Raw genomic sequence first — 16767 nt, 5'->3', positions numbered from 1 at the left:
CGAATGCGTAGACAAAACCCCGGCCGGCCTCCGCATTCGCGTAACCTCCGGCGCGCTCAGTGGTCACCCCAAGAGCCGGGATCTCAGCAGAGTCCACTGTCACTTCTCCCCCCGGCCTGCGCGCGGACATCACGACCTGCGCCATCCGTTCCCCGCGTCCTGGGTGGCCTGCCACTTCTCGTACGCGTCCACGATGTCCCCGACCAGCCGGTGCCGCACGACGTCGTGGCTGGTCAGCGTGGCGAAGTGCAGGTCGGCCACGCCCTGGAGGATCTCCCGCACCACGCGCAGGCCGCTGCGCTGCCCGCTCGGCAGGTCGACCTGGGTGATGTCCCCGGTGACCACGACCTTCGAGCCGAAGCCGAGCCGGGTGAGGAACATCTTCATCTGCTCGGGCGTGGTGTTCTGCGCCTCGTCGAGAATGATGAAGGCGTCGTTGAGGGTGCGGCCACGCATGTACGCCAGCGGCGCGATCTCGATGGTCCCGGCCTGGATCAGCCGCGGGATCGACTCCGGGTCGACCATGTCGTGCAGCGCGTCGTACAGCGGCCGCAGGTACGGGTCGATCTTCTCGTACAGGGTGCCGGGCAGGTAGCCGAGCCGCTCCCCCGCCTCGACCGCGGGACGGGTCAGGATGATCCGGGTGACCTGCTTGGCCTGCAGCGCCTGCACGGCCTTGGCCATGGCGAGGTAGGTCTTGCCGGTGCCGGCCGGGCCGATGCCGAAGACGACGGTGTGCTTGTCGATGGCGTCGACATATCGCTTCTGGTTCAGCGTCTTGGGCCGGATGGTGCGACCCCGCCGGGACAGGATGTCCATGCTGAGCACGTCGGCGGGCGATTCGGCGGCGCCGGCCGAGAGCATGGCCACCGTGCGGCGGACGATGTCCGGTTTGACCTGCTGTCCGCGTGCGGCCAGGGTGGCCAGTTCGGCGAACACGCGTTCACCGAACGCCACATCGGCCGGCTCCCCGGTGAGCGTCACCTCGTTGCCACGGACGTGCACGTCCGCGTCGAGCAACTCCTCGGCGACACGCAGGTTCTCGTCACGTGAGCCCAGTAGCGACAACACGGCCGTGTCCGGGATGGGGAATCGGGACTGTGCACTCTTCGTGCCTGTCTGGGGAACGTCCTCTCCGACGTCCGATCGGGCGGCTCCACCCTGTGCGGTACCGGCCAAGTGTCCTCGGGCCTACCTTCTGCTTCCCTCAATCGTTGGCTGACACCACGATGCTAGCCGCCCACCCCGAGAAAACGCACCCGGTTACCCGTGCCGTCCGAACAAACCCAGCTGTTCACCGCCCAGCACGTGGGCGTGGACGTGGAACACCGTCTGGCCGGCGTCGGCATCGGTGTTGAAGACGACGCGGTATCCGGATTCGGTAATCCCCTCCAGTTCAGCGACTTTCCGCGCGGTCTTGAGCACGTCGGCGAGGAGCTGCGGGTCCGCCGCGGCCAGTTCGGCCACGTTCCGGTAACGCTTCCTCGGCACCACCAGCACGTGTACCCGGGCCTGGGGCCGGATGTCCCGGAACGCGAACGTCGTGTCGTCCTCGTACACGACGTCAGACGGAATCTCGCCCGCGATGATCCGCTCAAACAACGTCTCGGCGTCACTCATGCCGCCGACCCTAACGCGCTACACCTCGTCGAGCGCGAAGGAGTCGTGAGCACCAGCTGTGGCCGCTCTCCCGCGCCGGTCGTGGCCTTCGTTCACCCCACAGGCCCCAGCCCACCCCGAAACTCACCGAGACACGCGGAGAAGGGCCGCTCCTCGCCCGCCGTGACTTGCCGCACCCACCGGCCGGGTTCGCCGGACGCACCTCGGCCGGTATCGAGCGAAGCCACGTAGTCACCCGGCGTTCCTCACCGTTGCGTGGCCGAACAGCCGCCGGAGCAAGCCGGGCCGCCGATGCCGGTACGCACGCCGACCCAGGTCCACCCGGTGCACGATCGCGGGACCGAGTACCAACGCCGAGCAGCGCGGGCACGAGGGACCAGGCGGTGAATGCGAGTCGGCCAGGCAGATGACCGCGCCGCACACCGCTTCGAATTCACCGCGTTGCCGACGGTGGCCAACGGTGAACTCTTCGTCCGTGATGGCGTGGTCGAATCCGTCGCCAATGCTGGTCTGCCAGGAAACGAACAACCGGTCCGGTTTGGCGCGCTTCTCAGCTTCCGCGGTCATCGTCCGTTCACACCCCCGGAGTGACTCCCAACGCGGTGCCGGGACGACCATCGGCCCGGTCGGCCTCCACTTTTCAGGTACACCGAGCCTGCGGGAACGGAGGTCGAGTAGCCGCTTCGCCCGCCGAACGAATCGGAGAATTGGACGGAGAGTTGACCATAAGCTCGGCTGATCGGCCTATTCGACGCTACCCTGCGAGCAGGAACGATTGCAGAGAGGTAGCCGTGTCCACTGAGCCGAACCGCCGACTCACCGCCGCACGTGCCGCCCTCGGGCTGACTCAGGAAACCCTCGCCGAATTGGCGAACGCACAGGTAGAGACCAATACCGGCAAACCGGGCGCGATGGACGCCGACTACATCAGCAAGCTGGAACGCGGGCTGCATACCTGGCCCGGTAAGCACTATCGGCGGGCACTGCGCGAGGTGACCGGCGCGCGTTCAGACATTGATCTTGGCTTCTACTCGACGCGGAGCAAGGCGGCTACCGTCGACAAAGATCCATCCGAGGTAGCCGTAGGGAGTGACGACGTGAAGCGGCAAGCGTTCCTTCATGCGCTGGCGGCCACCATGGCAGGCATGGTCGTTGGCGATCCGGTGGCCGAAGCGGTTGGTCGCGCGGCCGGTCGTGGCACGCCGTCGCGGGTGGGGGCACCCGACGTGGAACAGGTCGACCATGCGATCAGTCTTTTCAGCGAATGGCAGGACCTCTACGGCGGCGGCGTCTGCAAGGACGCGATAGCGGGCCAGGTGAAATGGGCGACCCAGTTACTCGATGCCAGCGCGACGGATCGGGTCAAAACCGATCTCTACCGCTCGGTCGGCTTCCTGGTCGACATCGCCGGCTGGGGCGCCTTCGATGCCGGTTATCACGAAACGGCGCGCAAGTACTTTCACCTCGCCCTTCACTGCGCGGAACAGGCCGACGACTGGGGCCTGCGCGCCAACATCCTGTCGGACATGGCGCGTCAGGCGATTTACGTCGGCCGCCCCGACGACGGCCTGAGCCTCATCGAGCTTGCCCAGGTGCGCCAGGACCGGCAGACCCCCACGGTCCGCGCGATGCTGTCCATGGTCCGCGCCCGGATGCTGGCGAAGGTCGGCCGGGCCGAAGACTGCTATGCCGCCGTGATGACCGCCGAGGAACACTTCAGCAACCAGAACCCCCGCGAGGATCCGCCGTGGATCACCTATTTCGACGCGGCCGACCTGGCCGGAGATGCCGGGCACGCGCTGCTCGATATCGCGCTGACGGGTAAACATATCGAAGAAACACGTAACCGCCTACGCCGGTCCATTGAATCCTACTCACCCGGCCAGGCCCGAGCGCGAGCATTCGCACTCGGCAAGCTCGCCATTCTCGAACTCAATGTCGGCGATGCAAGCGAGGGAATCTTCTATGCGGAGCAAGCCCTGGATGCCGAGGCTCCGCTGAAGTCGCGGCGCGCAAAAGACGATCTGGCCGAAATGCAAAAAGCCCTCAGCAAACAACCACACCTGTCCGGCGCCGCCGACCTCCGCCCGCGCCTGTCCCAAGCCCTGACCGTCCAGGCGTAACCCTCTCCCTCCCCACGAAACCCCACGCCTGGCCCCAAGAACTCACAATCCAGCCCCAAGAACTCACCATCCTGAACCAGGAACTCACAGCGCCGAACCCGGAACACGCGATCCTGAACCAGGAACTCACAGCCCCGAACCCGGAACATGCGGTCCTGAACCGAGAACATGCGGTCCTGAACCGGGGACACACCGAGCATCCAAACTCACACCGCCTCCGCGGCGCAGCTCGCGGCACCCCAGAGACATCATCGACAATCGCGGGGGGTCCAGGGGGCTCGCCCCCTGGCGGGGGTCTGGGGGCCCGGCCCCCAGAAAACAAGCGGAACCGCCGGATGCGAAGTGAGCGCAGCGAACGAAGAAGCCGCGGGGCGGTGGAGCCTGGGGGTCGCTCCACCGCCTCCGCGGCGCCGCCGGACCGAGGGGGAGGTGTCCGGCGGAATCTGGGTACCTGAGAGCAGCCCCAGGTTTCACCGTTCAGAGTAATGGTTCACGTACCCGTCGCGCCACAAAGTGTGGAAAGTTTTTCCACTTTCGAAGACGGACGGTACGCGAATCGAAACGTCAGCTCCACCTGCCGGTGAGCACGCCGAGGGCGCCGAGGGCGACGGCGGCCGCGGTGGAGGTCCGCAACACCGTGGGCCCGAGCCGGACCGGGATCGCTCCGGCGCCGGTCAGGGCATCGAGTTCGTCACCGGTGATGCCGCCCTCCGGACCGACGACCAGCAGCAGGTCGCCATCGTCGGGCAGCGTCAGCTCGGCGAGGCCACGGGCCGCGGCCGCGTCCAGGACCAGCGCCAGCGCGGATTCCTCCGCCACGGCGGCCAATCCCGCCGTGCCGACCGGTTCCAAGACGGCTGGCACCCAGGCGCGGCGGGCCTGCTTCGCGGCGGCGCGCGCGGTGCTCCGCCAGCGGGCCAGCGCCTTGGCGCCGCGCGGGCCGTCGTCCCAGCGGGCGACGCTGCGGGCGGCGCGCCACGGCAGCACGGCATCGGCGCCGGCCTCGGTGGCCAGTTCCACCGCCAGTTCGCCGCGGTCGCCCTTGGCCAGGGCCTGCGCCACCACGACCCGTGGCCGTGGCGGCGGCTCGTGCCGGCGCTGTTCGACGAGGAGGTCGACCGCCGCGTCCCGGCCGGGCCGGACCGCCTCGATGACGCATTCGGCCGCCGAGCCCGCACCGTCGGTGAGGGTGAGCCGCTCCCCCGCGCGCATCCGGCGGACGGTGGCGGCGTGCCGGCCCTCCTCGCCGTCCAGCACCGCCCGTGGACCGGCCGGGAGCTCGTCCACCAGGAAGACCGGCGGTGTGCTCTCGGTGTTCATCCGCGGGCTACTTGTGGCTCTTGGCGCGCAGTTTCGAGAACAGCCCGCCCTGGTGGCGGCCGTTGCTGGACAGCGTGGACACGTCCTCGCCGCGTTGCGCGGCCAGTTCGGCGAGCAGCGCGCGCTGGGCGTCGTCGAGTTTGGTCGGCACCGTGACGTCGACGTGCACGTGGAGGTCACCGCGGCCGTCCACGCGGCCGGAGGAGCGCAGCCGCGGCATGCCCTTTCCGGTGAGCACGAGCTCGGTCGTGGGCTGAGTGCCGGGTTCGACGTCCAGCTCGTACTCGCCGTCGATCAGGGTCTGCAGCGGCACGGTCGCGCCGAGCGCGGCCGTGGTCATCGGGATGCGCAGGTTGCAGTGCAGGTCGTGGCCCTGGCGGACGAACACCTCGTGCGGCTCCTCGTCCACCTCGACGTACAGGTCCCCGGCCGGGCCACCGCCCGGGCCGACCTCGCCCTGCCCCGAGAGCCGGATCCGCATGCCGTCGCCGACGCCGGCCGGGATCTTCGCGGTCACGTTGCGACGCGATCGCACCCGGCCGTCGCCACCGCACTGGCGACACGGGTCGGTGATGACCTCGCCGAACCCGCGGCACACCGGGCACGGCCGGGCGGTGACCACCTGGCCGAGGAAGGAGCGCTGCACCGACTGGATCTCTCCCTGCCCGCCGCAGGTGTCACAGGTCTGCACGGTGCCGCCGGGCGCGGTGCCGCCGCCCCGGCACTGGTCGCACAGGATGGCCGTGTCGACGGCGATGTCCTTGTGCACGCCGGTGGCGCATTCCTCCAGGGTCAGCGAGATCCGGATCAGCGCGTCCGAACCGGGCTGCACCCGGCTGCGCGGACCCCGGCCCCGGCCACCGCCCGTGGCCGCACCGAAGAAGGCGTCCATGATGTCGCCGAGCCCGCCGAAGCCGGCGAACGGGTCCCCGCCGCGGGCGCCGCCGGCGCCGTTGTCCATCGGGTCGCCGCCGAGATCGACGATCTTGCGCTTCTGCGGGTCGGAGAGAACCTCGTAGGCGGTGGTGACCTCGCTGAACCGGTGCTGCGCGTCCTCGGACGGGTTGACGTCCGGGTGCAGTTCCCTGGCCATCTTCCGGTAGGCGCGCTTGATGTCCTGATCAGACGCGTTCTTGGGCACCCCGAGAATGCCGTAGTAGTCCCTCGCCACCGTGCTCATTTCCTCCAAAGGTCTTTCCGCATGCGCTCATCCACGCGGCGGCCTAGCCGCCGGAGACGATCTGCCCGACGTAGTTGGCCACCGCGCGCACCGCGGCGATCGTGCCCGGGTAGTCCATCCGGGTCGGCCCGACCACGCCCATGCCACCCAGCAGCATGTCGTCCCGCCCGTACCCGATCGACACCACCGAGGTGCTGCGCATCTGCTCGTCCTCATTTTCCTCACCGATGCGGACGGTGATGGCACCGGGGTTACGTGCCGCGGCGATGAGTTTCAGCACGACCACCTGTTCCTCCAGCGCCTCCAGCACCTGACGCAGGGAGCCCGGGAAGTCGGCGACGTTGCGGGTGAGGTTCGCCGTGCCGCCGAGCACCAGCCGTTCCTCGGGATGGTCGACCAGGTGCTCGACCAGCACCGTGCACACTCGGGTGAACGCGTCACGCAGGTCGCTCGGCGCCTGGTCGGGCAGTTCGGCCACGCGCGAGGCGGCGTCGGTCATCCGCCGCCCGGCCAGCGCCGAGTTGAGCGAGTCGCGGATCCGCGCCGCGTTGTCCTCGGTGATCACGTCGCCCAGGTCGATGGCGCGCTGGTCGACGCGGCCCGCGTTGGTGATCACCACCAGCATCAGCCGGGCCGGGGTGATCGGCACCAGTTCGAGGTGGCGCACGGTCGCGCTGGACATGGTCGGGTACTGCACGATCGCGACCTGGCGGGTCAGCTGCGCGAGCAGCCGCACCGACCGGCGCAGCACGTCGTCGAGGTCGATCGCGCCGTCGAGGAAGTTCGTGATGGCCCGGCGTTCCGCGGCGGACAGCGGCTTGATGTCGGCCAGCCGGTCCACGAACAGGCGATAGCCCTTGTCGGTCGGGATCCGGCCGGCGCTGGTGTGCGGCTGGGTGATGTAACCGTCTTCTTCGAGCACCGCCATGTCATTGCGTACCGTCGCGCTCGAGACACCCAGGTTGTGCCGGTCGACGATCGCCTTCGAACCGACCGGTTCCTGGTTGGCCACGTAATCGGCGACGATGGCTCGCAGCACCTGGATCCGGCGCTCCTCGGAGCTCGCCACGCCTCACCTCCGCTTGTCCGGCTGACGTCAAGTTTACGGAAGCCGGAGGTGTGGGAGTCCAGGTCGGCAGGGCAACGGTTTGATCGCTCGCCCGCTGGGGCCCTTCAGCGTGCGTGCCGGGAGTTCACCGCGTCGAGTGACGCGGCCAGGATGTCCAGCGCCTCGCTCGCTTCGGCGTCGGTCAAGGTCATCGGCGGGGCCAGGCGGAGCACGTTGTTGTGCAGTCCGCCCTTGCCCACCAGCAACCCGCGCTCGCGAGTCTCCTCCAGCGCCGCCGTCGCGGCCGCCGGGTTCGGCGCGCCGCCCGGCCCGACCAGCTCGACACCGATCATCAAGCCCTTTCCGCGCACGTCACCGATGACGTCCAAGCGCTCGCCCAACTGGCGCAACCCGGTCAGCAGCCGGTCGCCGAGCTTGGCGGCGTTGCCCTGCAGATCGTGGTCGAGCAGGTAGTCCAGGGTGGCCTTGGCGCCCGCGGTGGCCACCGGGTTACCGCCGAAAGTGGAGATCGAGTTCGCGGTGATCGAGTCCATCAGCTCGGCGCGCGCGACCACGCCACCGATGGCCAGCCCGTTGCCGAGGCCCTTGGCGAAGGTCATCGCGTCCGGGGTGACGCCGTGCGCGCCAATACCCCAGAAGTGCTCGCCGGTGCGGCCCCACCCGGTCTGCACCTCGTCGGAGATCAAGAGAATGCCGTACTCGTCGAGGACTTCCTTGAACGCGGCGAACAGCCCGTCCGGCGGCACGTTGAACCCGCCGACGCCCTGGATCGGCTCGGCGACGAGCGCGGCGACGTCGCCGGAGGTGGTCGTCAGCAGCACTTCGCGGAGGTCGTCGGCGCAGGCCCTGATGTAGTCCGGATCGGACAATCCGCGGAACGCGTCGCGGTAGCGGTAGCCACCGTGGACGTAGCTGACCTTCACCGGGGACAGCGAGCTGGCCGACCAACCGCGGTTGCCGGTGATGCCGATCGTGGCGAAGGCGCGGCCGTGGTAGGAGTTGCGCAGCGCCAGGATCTGGTTGCTGCGACGGTACTGGGTGGCCAGCATGATCGCGGTCTCGTTGGCCTCGGTGCCGGAGTTGGTGAAGAACACCTTCGCACCGGCGATCCCGGACAGCTGTCCGATCCGCTCGGCCAGCTCGACCTGCTTGCGGATCAGGTACAGCGTCGAGGTGTGCAGCACCCCGGTGTCCACCTGGGCACGGACCGCGTCGGAGATTTCGGCGATGTCGTAGCCGATGGCGTTGGTCAGGATCCCGGCGAAGAAGTCGAGGTAGGTCCGCCCCGCCGAGTCGGTGACCCGCCGGCCCCGCCCGCTTACGATCTCGATCGGTTCGTCGTAGTACAGCGCCAGCCAGCTCGGCAGCACTGCCCGGTGCCTGCGCAGCAGATCCTCGCCCATGCCTGCTCCTCCGCGAGTCGGGCCAGTCACCTTGATCGCCGCGGCTTGCCACGGCGCCGCTCCTGCTAGCCAGTCTTGGCAGGCCGGGTGTGCGGGCACCACGAGCAATGTGTACGGACTCGGGCCTGCGGCCGTACAGTCTGGCCATGTATCCGACGGTCGCGGATGTGCTCGCGCTGCCGGTCCTCCGCCAGGGCCGCCCGCGCGTGGTGGGTGGCGCCGCGGGGCTGGCCGCGCGGGTCCGCTGGGTGCACGTCGCCGAGGTCGCCGACATCGGGCATCTGCTCAAGGGCGGGGAGTTGGTGCTGACCACGGGCGTCGCGCTGCCCGACGACCCGGCGGCCCTCGGCTCCTACTTCGACGGGCTGGCCGCGGCCGGGGTGGCCGGGCTGGTCGTGGAGCTGGTCCGCCACTGGAACGACGCGCTGCCGCGCGCGCTGGTCGAGGCCGCCGACCGCAACTCGGTCCCGCTGGTGACGCTGTCCCGCGAGACTCGCTACGTGGCCGTGACCGAGACGGTGAACGGGCTGATCGTGGACGCGCAGGTGGCGGAGTTGCGGGCCGCCGAACAGGTCCACCAGACGTTCACGGAGCTGACCGTTTCGGGCGCGGAACCCGCCACGGTGCTGCGCGAGGTCGTCCGGATGACCGAGCACCCGGCGGTGCTGGAGACGCTTTCCCACGAAGTGCTCGCCTATGACGCGGCGGGTGGCGATCCGGCGGAGTTGCTGGACGGGTGGCTGGCACGCTCGCGCGGCGTGCAGATCGGCGAGCGGACCGGGTACCACGCCGAATCCGGCTGGCTGGTGACGATCGTGGGCGCGCGCGGGCACGACTGGGGCCGGCTGGTGGTGGTGTTCGAGGAGGCGCCGCCGTACCGGCACATCGTGGTGGCCGAACGGGCCGCGTCCGCGCTGGCCGTGCACCGGCTCGTGGCGCGGGATTCCGACAGCCTGGAGCGGCAGGCGCACCGGGCGGTGCTGACGGGATTGCTGGCTTCGCCGGTCCCGTCGGCGGAACTGCTCTCGCGCGCCTCGGCCCTGGGCGTGCCGCTGACCGGGCGACGGCTCGTCGGCGTCGCGATCGTGCCGAAGCTCGCCGCCGCGCGGGAACCCGCGGCCTCGGCGCGGCCGGTGCTGCGTGTGCTGGCCGATGCCGCATCGCTGGCGACCCGGCGCGCGCGGGTGTCCGCGCTCGTCGCATTCGTCGACGAGCTGTGCGTGCAGGCGCTGCTTTCCCTTTCCCCGCAAGCGAATGTGGACGCGGTGCTGCATCGCCTCGCCGCCGGCGTCCGGTCGTCGCGGACGCCATGCGTGCTGGGCGCCGGCACGACCGTGGACACCCCGGCGGACGCGCAGCGCACCCTGACCGAGGCGGCACAGGTCGCGGCGGCGGCCTTGCACACGACCAACGGGCGGGCGGTGCACCGGTTGCGGGACGTACGGCTGCGCGGGTTGCTGCAACTCTTCGCCGACGACGAGCGCCTCCACGCCTTCGCCGCCCGCGAACTCGGCCCGTTGCTGTCCCGGGACGCGGCCTCGGGAACCCGGTTGATGCAAGCGTTGCGGCACTATTGCGAGCACGGCGGCAACAAGTCAGCCGCCGCGGCCGCCGCGCACACCTCCCGCACGGCGTTCTACCAGCAACTCGCCCGGATCGAGCAGATCCTCGGCGTACCACTGGAAGACCCGGAGTCGATGCTGTCCCTCTACGTCGCCCTGCTCGCCCACGATCTCGGCGGATCGCGCGCAGAGCCGGAAGAGGCGCGGCAATGGTGACCGTCGACGCCGCAGCCCGGATGGCGTTGCGGCTCCCCGAAGTCAGCGAAGCCCTGCGGTGGGGCAACCGGGCCTGGTTGGTCGCCGGCAAGGCGTTCGCGTGGGAACGGCCGTTCCGCAAGGCGGATCTCAAGCGGTTCGGCGACGAAACCCCGCCGGACGGGCCGATTCTCGCCATCCGCGTGGCCGATCTCGGCGAGAAGGAGGCGGTGCTGGCCGCCAACCCCGGCGCGTTCTTCACGATCCCGCACTTCGACGGCTACTCCGCGTTTCTGGTCCAGCTGAGGAAGGTCACCACGAAGGCGTTGCGGGAAGCCATCCTCGACGGCTGGCTGGCCTGCGCCCCGCCGAAGCCGGCAGGCGAATATCTCACGCATCACAGGTCCACTTGGTGAGAATTCCTACTCTGGTAGGGGTAAAACCCCGCCAACGTCGCTTAAGGTCACGCCGGTAAGGAAACCGCCGGAGGATCAGTGACCGACACCCCGCTGCCGACGGGCGCGCCCACGCCGCCGGCGACCGGAAGCGCCGTGCGCGATTTGTGGCGCTCGCTTCGCCGTGATTCCTGGGCCGTGGCCGGCGCGATCGTGATCGTGGTGCTGGCGGTGACCGCCATCGCCGCCCCGCTGCTCGCCGCGATAGAAGGCCAGGACCCGTACACCTACCACACCGAGTTGCTCGACCCGGCGAACGGCCGCGGTGCCGGAGTGCTCGGCGGGATCAGCGGATCGCACTGGTTCGGCGTCGAACCGCTCACCGGCCGCGACCTGTTCGCCATCGTGGTCTACGGCGCACGCACCTCGTTCCTGATCGGTGTGCTGGCCACCGCGGCGTCCGTCCTGCTCGGGGTGCTGCTCGGCGCGAGCGCCGGCTACCTCGGCGGCTGGTGGGACGCGGCGGTCAGCCGGGTGACCGACGTGCTGCTCGGCTTCCCGTCGCTGATCTTCATGATCGCGCTGGGCGTGATCGCGCCGGCCGCCATCCCACGGCCGGTGCTGCTGGTCTCGGTGATCGCGCTGTTCGGCTGGCCGCGCGTCGCCCGGGTCGTCCGCGCGCAGACGTTGAGCCTGCGCGACCGAGACTTCGTCCGGGCGGCGAAAGTGTTCGGTGCCGGGCCGTGGCAGGTGTTCCGGCGGGAACTGCTGCCCAACCTCTGGGCGCCGATCATCGTGATCTCCACCGTGACCATCCCGGAGAAGATCGGGGTGGAGGCAGCGCTTTCCTTCCTCGGCGTCGGAATTCCGCCACCCACGCCGAGCTGGGGACGGTCGATCAGCGACGCGATCAACTGGGTCCGGCCCGACCCGATGTTCCTGATCTTCCCCGGCGCGGCGCTGTTCCTCGCGACGCTGGCCTTCAACGTGCTGGGCGACGGCCTGCGCGACGCGCTCGACCCCCGCACGAGCAAGGCGGGCAGGGCCGAATGAAAAGGCTGGCGTTCTACGCTTACCGATTCGCCGGAATGCTCGTGGTGCTGCTGGTCATCAGCTTCTGCACCTTCGCCGCGTTCTACCTGCTGCCCACCGACCCGGCGCAGATGTCCTGTGGCCGGCCGTGTACGCCACAGAACCTGGCCACCGCACGTGCGTTCATGGGCTTCGACAAGCCGTGGATCGTGCAGTACTTCGACTTTCTCGGCGGGATCTTCGCCGGGCGGACCTTCGGCACCGGCGTCACCACCATCACCTGCGCGGCACCGTGCTTCGGCTATTCCTTCCAGCAGAACGAATCCGTGCTGTCGCTGATCGGCGACCGGCTCCCGGTCACCCTGTCCCTCGCGCTCGGCGCGTCGGCGATCTGGCTGCTGGCCGGGGTCGGCACGGGGGTGGCCTCGGCGCTGAAGCGCGGCCGGTTCGTCGACCGGTTCACCATGACCGTAACGCTGGCCGGTGTGTCCGCGCCGTCCTATTTGGTCGGGCTGCTCGGCATCCTCGTGTTCGGGTTCACTTTGGACGTTGTTCCCGTCGGCGGATACGTTTCGTTCGCCGACAGTCCGGTGGACTGGGCATGGCATCTGGTGTTGCCGTGGCTGGTGCTGGCGTTCATCAACGCGGCGATCTACGCGCGGCTCACGCGCGGGCAGATGCTGGAAACCCTCGGCGAGGACTTCGTCCGCACCGCGCGCTCCGCCGGCCTGCCGGAGCGCACCGTGATCGGCAAGTACGCGCTGCGCAACGTGCTGCTGCCGGTGGCCACGGTGTTCGCGGTCGACCTCGGCCAGTTGCTCGGCGGCGCCGTGATCACCGAACGGGTCTTCGCGTTGCCCGGCCTCGGCGGGCTGATGATCGACGCGGTGCACCAGGTGGACCTGCCGCTGTTGCTCGGCCTGTCGGTGTTCGCCGCGTTTTTCGTGGTTGTCGCAAACTTCCTCGTCGATCTCATCGGCGGGGTGCTCGATCCGCGCGCCAGGGTCATGAACTGAGTGCGGCGGCTGGAATACAAGGAGAGAGTATGGATCGCAGAGCGTTCTTCAAGGTGGTCGGAGCGGCCGGAGCCGGAACCTTCCTTGTCGCTTGCAACGCCAACGAGCGCGGCGGCGGCACGGCGGCCGCGGTGGCCTCGGGCGGGACGCTGTATGTCCTCGCGGACACTTCCTCGATCCACCTCGACCCGGCCAAAAGCCAGAACCTGGCGATCACCACGGTCGGCTTCATCCACCGCCGGCTGACCGCGTGGAAGACCTCCCCCGACCAGCCCGCGACCGTGGTGCCGGACCTGGCCACGGACACCGGCCGTCCCAGCGCGGATGGCCGGACCTGGACCTACACGCTCAAGGACGGCCTGAAGCTCTCGGACGGGACGCCGATCACCGCCGACACCATCAAATACGGGGTCGAGCGGTCGTTCGCGGCGGCGTTCTCGGGCGGGCTGGGCTACCACAAGACGCTCCTCGACGGCGGGCCGGACTACCGTGGCCCGTTCGAAGGCGGCGAGCTCGCGTCCATCGAAGTCCCGGACGACAAGACGATCGTGTTCCACCTCAACCGGCCCTATGGCGACTGGCCGTGGATCGTGAGCATGCCGGCGTTCTCGCCGGTGCCGCGCGGCAAGGGCACCGACGCCAACTACGACACCCAGCCGATCGCGTCCGGTCCGTACCAGGTCTCCGCCTACGACAAGGGCGTCGCGGTCCACTTCACCCGCAACCCGAACTGGGTCGCCGCCACCGACGTCGCTCGCACGGGTCTCCCCGACGAGGTCGTCTATCAGCTCGGGCTGGACGACGACGTCATCTCACAGCGGCTGATCGCGGACTCCGGCAACGACCGGAACGCCTTCGCGAACCCCTTCGTCGCACCGGCCCAGCTCGCACAGATCCAGGGCAACCCGGCGGTCAGCAACCGTCTCGTCACGTCGAAGTCGGGTGCGCTGGCGTACGTGTCGCTGAACGTCCGGCGTGGCCCGCTGGCGAATCCCCAGGTGCGCCAGGCCTTCCAGTACGCGGTGGACAAGGTCGCCTACCAGGTGGCCACGGCCGGCAACGCCGATCTCGCCGGCCCGATCGCCACGACGCTGATCACCGAAGGCATCGTCGGTCGCGAGGTGTACGACCTGTACCCCGCACCGCCGACCGGTGACGTGGACAAGGCCAAGCAGATGCTCGCCGCCGCCGGCTACCCGAACGGTCTGGACCTGGACTTCCCGGTGTCCACCTCGAACAGCCTCTCGGACAAGGCGCAGGCGATCCAGGCCGCGTTGCAGCGCGCGGGGATCCGCACCAACCTGCGCCCCCTCGACGACGACACCTGGACCTCCGTGGTCACCGGGAACGACGGCGACTACGACCTGACCCTGAGCTCGTGGCAACCCGACTTCCCCAGCGCCAACGCCAACATCCAGCCGCTGTTCGGCACCTCGGAGATCGGTAACGGCGGCTACAACCTGTCCCGCTACTCGGTGCCCGAAGTGGACGACCTGATCGCGCGGGCACAGGGCATCGTGGACCCGGTCGAGGCCGGGAAACTGTGGGCCCAGGCCGATCGGCGGATCATGCAGGACTCGCCGATCGTGCCGCTGATCTACACCCGCAACTCGTTCCTGCACGGTTCGAAGGTCGGAAACTTCGAGGTGGGCGCCTTCCCGGCCTACCCGAACTACCTCCAGGTCGGGCTGGCCAAGTAGCGGTGGACAGCGAAAACCCCGCCGAGCCGCTGCTGTCCCTGCGCGACGTCTCGGTCTCCTTCGGCGGCGTCGAGGCTGTCCATGGTGTCAGCTTCGACGTCTATCCCGGCGAGGTCCTCGCGGTGGTCGGCGAATCCGGCTCGGGCAAGACGGTCACCGCGATGTCGTTGCTCGGCCTGCTCCCGGGTTCGGCCACCGTGTCGGGCTCGGCCACGCTGTCCGGCCGCGACCTGTACGGCCTGTCGCGTGCGGAACTGCGCGCGGTGCGCGGCGCCGAGATCGGCATGGTCTTCCAGGAGCCGATGAGCGCGCTCAATCCGGTGTTCCGGATCGGCACCCAGCTCGTCGACGCCATCCGCGCACACTCGCCGGTCTCCCGGGGGCAGGCGCGGGACAAGGCGCTCGAACTGCTGGCGACCGTGGAACTACCCGACCCGCGCCGGGTGTTCCGCGCCTTCCCGCACCAGCTCTCCGGCGGGCAGGTGCAACGCGCGGTGATCGCCATGGCGCTGGCCAACGAGCCGGCGTTGCTGATCGCCGACGAGCCGACCACCGCGCTGGACGTGACCGTGCAGGCGGGCATCCTGGACCTGCTGCGCACCCTCGGGCAGCGGCTGGGCACGACGATCCTGCTGGTCACGCACGACATGGGAGTGGTCGCCGACCTCGCCGACCGGGTCGTGGTGCTGCGCGAGGGCCGGATCGTCGAGCAGAACACGGTGGGCGAACTGTTCCGGAAGCCGAGCGCCGCCTACACCCGCGAGCTGCTGGATTCGGTGCCGTCCCTGGGTGCCGGGGCCACGGAGAAGAGTTCGCGCGCCGGGGAACCGCTGGTTTCGGTGGAAGACCTGACGGTCCGCTACCGCGGTGGCGTCCGCGCGGTCGACGGGGTGAGCCTGCGGATCGCGCCGGGCGAGGTGCTCGGGCTGGTCGGTGAGTCCGGCTCGGGCAAGTCCACCATCGCCGGCGCGCTCACCGGACTGGTACCGGTCTCGAGCGGCTCGGTGGTCGTCGGCGGGGTCGACGTGGCGTCCGGGCGGGGCCTGCGCGCGGCCCGCCGGCAGCTCGGCATGGTGTTCCAGAACCCGGCGTCCTCGCTGAACCCGCGAGCCACGGTCGGGGCGAGCGTCGCCGAACCGCTGGTCCTGCACCGCGTCGCCGGCGATCACCGGGAGCGGGTGGCGGAGCTGCTCAAAGCGGTCCGCCTCGATCCCACGCTGGCCGGCCGCTACCCGCACGAGCTGTCCGGCGGGCAGCGGCAGCGGGTCGGCATCGCGCGGGCCCTGGCGCTGCGGCCCCGGCTGTTGATCGCGGACGAGCCGACCAGCGCGCTGGATGTGTCGGTGCAGGCCGCGGTGCTCGAGGAGTTCGCGCGGTTGCAGGAGGAGTTCGGGTTCGCGTGCCTGTTCATCAGCCATGACCTCGCCGTGGTCGAGCGGGTCGCCGACCGCGTCGCGGTGCTGCACGAGGGCCGGATCGTGGAGGAAGGCCCGGTCGGTGACGTCCTCGGCTCGCCGGCGCAGCCCTACACCCAGCGCCTGATCGCCGCCGCCCCGGTCGCCGACCCGGACCGGCAGCGCACCCGGCGCGAGACCTGGCGTTCACTCACCCGGTCCTGATTCGGCGACGACTGGGCGAAATCACCTGGTTGCGCGGGCTTGCATACGGTGACGAGATGTCACTATCCGCATATGACTTTTTCGATCTTCGCTCCGGTCGCCGCCGCCATGCTCGCCCTGCCGGCGACCCCCGTCCAGCCGTGCACCGACCTCACCCTGACCGTCGACCACGGCTCGGGGCCGGCGGTCCGGGTGGACCTGCGCTGCGACCCGCCCGAGGGCAGCCACCCCGACCCGTACCGCGCCTGCCGGACGCTGTCCAGTGTGGACGGAGACTTCACCCGCCTGCCGCACGAGAGCGTGATGTGCACCGAAATCTGGCAACCGGTGTTCGCGACGGCCACCGGCCGATGGCTTGGGGAGCCGGTGCGGTTCACCCACACCTACCCCAACCCCTGTCAGGCCGCCGCGCAGTCCTCGGGTATTTTCGGCTTCTGATCTTTCCGGCGTTTTCCGGCGGCATTTCCACCTGGCTCGATCCACAGATTGTGCGCGAACCCGCGCAACGATGAACACTCTGTCCATTTCCGGAA

The 16767-nt window shown here is 69.6% G+C and carries 15 protein-coding genes; 8 read left to right on the top strand and 7 right to left on the bottom strand.

What is annotated here, in order from left to right:
• Window positions 1–129 precede the first annotated feature (129 nt).
• The 3 genes from A3CU_RS0137275 to A3CU_RS0137265 form a co-directional block, all read right to left on the bottom strand.
• Window positions 130–1179, bottom strand: a complete 1050-nt coding sequence (locus A3CU_RS0137275) for a PhoH family protein (protein ID WP_084144142.1) — start codon at window positions 1177–1179, stop codon at window positions 130–132.
• Window positions 1180–1263: 84 nt separating this feature from the next.
• Window positions 1264–1620, bottom strand: a complete 357-nt coding sequence (locus tag A3CU_RS0137270; RefSeq protein ID WP_027946531.1) for a histidine triad nucleotide-binding protein — start codon at window positions 1618–1620, stop codon at window positions 1264–1266.
• A 231-nt stretch (window positions 1621–1851) separates the two neighbouring features.
• Window positions 1852–2187 carry a hypothetical protein gene (locus A3CU_RS0137265; RefSeq protein WP_027946530.1) on the bottom strand — a complete coding sequence of 112 codons (336 nt, stop codon included), beginning with the start codon at window positions 2185–2187 and terminating at the stop codon, window positions 1852–1854.
• A gap of 224 nt (window positions 2188–2411) precedes the next feature.
• Between A3CU_RS0137265 and A3CU_RS0137260 the strand changes: the two genes are divergently transcribed.
• On the top strand, window positions 2412–3743 hold the full coding sequence (locus A3CU_RS0137260) for a helix-turn-helix domain-containing protein (protein ID WP_052372809.1): 1332 nt from the start codon (window positions 2412–2414) through the stop codon (window positions 3741–3743).
• 564 nt (window positions 3744–4307) lie between these two features.
• Here the strand turns inward: A3CU_RS0137260 and A3CU_RS0137255 are convergent.
• From A3CU_RS0137255 to A3CU_RS0137240, 4 genes are all read right to left on the bottom strand, one after another.
• Complete coding sequence (locus tag A3CU_RS0137255) at window positions 4308–5063, bottom strand: 16S rRNA (uracil(1498)-N(3))-methyltransferase (RefSeq protein ID WP_027946528.1); 756 nt, start codon at window positions 5061–5063, stop codon at window positions 4308–4310.
• 7 nt (window positions 5064–5070) lie between these two features.
• Entirely contained in the window at window positions 5071–6234 is a 1164-nt protein-coding gene (gene dnaJ, locus A3CU_RS0137250; protein ID WP_027946527.1) for a molecular chaperone DnaJ, read from the bottom strand.
• A gap of 52 nt (window positions 6235–6286) precedes the next feature.
• Window positions 6287–7312 (bottom strand): heat-inducible transcriptional repressor HrcA, encoded by a 1026-nt coding sequence (gene hrcA, locus A3CU_RS0137245; protein WP_027946526.1) that lies wholly within the window; start codon window positions 7310–7312, stop codon window positions 6287–6289.
• Window positions 7313–7416: 104 nt separating this feature from the next.
• The gene (locus tag A3CU_RS0137240) at window positions 7417–8715 is read right to left on the bottom strand and encodes an aspartate aminotransferase family protein (RefSeq protein ID WP_027946525.1); all 1299 of its coding nucleotides are present in this window, start codon (window positions 8713–8715) and stop codon (window positions 7417–7419) included.
• 146 nt (window positions 8716–8861) lie between these two features.
• On the opposite strand from A3CU_RS0137240, the gene A3CU_RS0137235 reads away from it, so the two are divergent.
• The 7 genes from A3CU_RS0137235 to A3CU_RS0137205 all read left to right on the top strand — a co-directional run bounded on the left by A3CU_RS0137235 (window position 8862) and on the right by A3CU_RS0137205 (window position 16672).
• Entirely contained in the window at window positions 8862–10493 is a 1632-nt protein-coding gene (locus A3CU_RS0137235) for a PucR family transcriptional regulator (protein WP_027946524.1), read from the top strand.
• The gene (locus A3CU_RS0137230) at window positions 10487–10888 is read left to right on the top strand and encodes an MmcQ/YjbR family DNA-binding protein (protein WP_027946523.1); all 402 of its coding nucleotides are present in this window, start codon (window positions 10487–10489) and stop codon (window positions 10886–10888) included. Before A3CU_RS0137235 ends, A3CU_RS0137230 begins: the two co-directional genes overlap by 7 nt.
• Before the next feature lie 78 nt (window positions 10889–10966).
• The gene (locus A3CU_RS0137225; RefSeq protein ID WP_027946522.1) at window positions 10967–11920 is read left to right on the top strand and encodes an ABC transporter permease; all 954 of its coding nucleotides are present in this window, start codon (window positions 10967–10969) and stop codon (window positions 11918–11920) included.
• Window positions 11917–12915 carry an ABC transporter permease gene (locus A3CU_RS0137220; RefSeq protein ID WP_027946521.1) on the top strand — a complete coding sequence of 333 codons (999 nt, stop codon included), beginning with the start codon at window positions 11917–11919 and terminating at the stop codon, window positions 12913–12915. Before A3CU_RS0137225 ends, A3CU_RS0137220 begins: the two co-directional genes overlap by 4 nt.
• Before the next feature lie 29 nt (window positions 12916–12944).
• Window positions 12945–14615, top strand: coding sequence for an ABC transporter substrate-binding protein (locus tag A3CU_RS0137215; protein ID WP_027946520.1), 1671 nt, complete (start codon window positions 12945–12947; stop codon window positions 14613–14615).
• A gap of 2 nt (window positions 14616–14617) precedes the next feature.
• The gene (locus A3CU_RS0137210) at window positions 14618–16234 is read left to right on the top strand and encodes a dipeptide ABC transporter ATP-binding protein (RefSeq protein ID WP_027946519.1); all 1617 of its coding nucleotides are present in this window, start codon (window positions 14618–14620) and stop codon (window positions 16232–16234) included.
• A gap of 72 nt (window positions 16235–16306) precedes the next feature.
• On the top strand, window positions 16307–16672 hold the full coding sequence (locus tag A3CU_RS0137205; protein ID WP_027946518.1) for an SSI family serine proteinase inhibitor: 366 nt from the start codon (window positions 16307–16309) through the stop codon (window positions 16670–16672).
• Window positions 16673–16767 lie beyond the last annotated feature (95 nt).

Source organism: Amycolatopsis taiwanensis DSM 45107 (assembly GCF_000519205.1).
GTDB classification, from domain to species: Bacteria; Actinomycetota; Actinomycetes; order Mycobacteriales; family Pseudonocardiaceae; genus Amycolatopsis_E; species Amycolatopsis_E taiwanensis.
This window is presented reverse-complemented; position numbering and strand designations above follow the sequence as displayed.

Excerpts from the sequence above, each read along its gene's own strand:
- A3CU_RS0137220 (WP_027946521.1), top strand. The coding sequence starts at position 11,917 with ATGAAAAGGCTGGCGTTCTACGCTTACCGATTCGCCGGAATGCTCGTG.
- A3CU_RS0137265 (WP_027946530.1), bottom strand. The coding sequence starts at position 2,187 with ATGACCGCGGAAGCTGAGAAGCGCGCCAAACCGGACCGGTTGTTCGTT.
- A3CU_RS0137230 (WP_027946523.1), top strand. The coding sequence starts at position 10,487 with ATGGTGACCGTCGACGCCGCAGCCCGGATGGCGTTGCGGCTCCCCGAA.
- A3CU_RS0137205 (WP_027946518.1), top strand. The coding sequence starts at position 16,307 with ATGACTTTTTCGATCTTCGCTCCGGTCGCCGCCGCCATGCTCGCCCTG.
- A3CU_RS0137255 (WP_027946528.1), bottom strand. The coding sequence starts at position 5,063 with ATGAACACCGAGAGCACACCGCCGGTCTTCCTGGTGGACGAGCTCCCG.
- A3CU_RS0137235 (WP_027946524.1), top strand. The coding sequence starts at position 8,862 with ATGTATCCGACGGTCGCGGATGTGCTCGCGCTGCCGGTCCTCCGCCAG.
- A3CU_RS0137240 (WP_027946525.1), bottom strand. The coding sequence starts at position 8,715 with ATGGGCGAGGATCTGCTGCGCAGGCACCGGGCAGTGCTGCCGAGCTGG.
- A3CU_RS0137270 (WP_027946531.1), bottom strand. The coding sequence starts at position 1,620 with ATGAGTGACGCCGAGACGTTGTTTGAGCGGATCATCGCGGGCGAGATT.
- A3CU_RS0137215 (WP_027946520.1), top strand. The coding sequence starts at position 12,945 with ATGGATCGCAGAGCGTTCTTCAAGGTGGTCGGAGCGGCCGGAGCCGGA.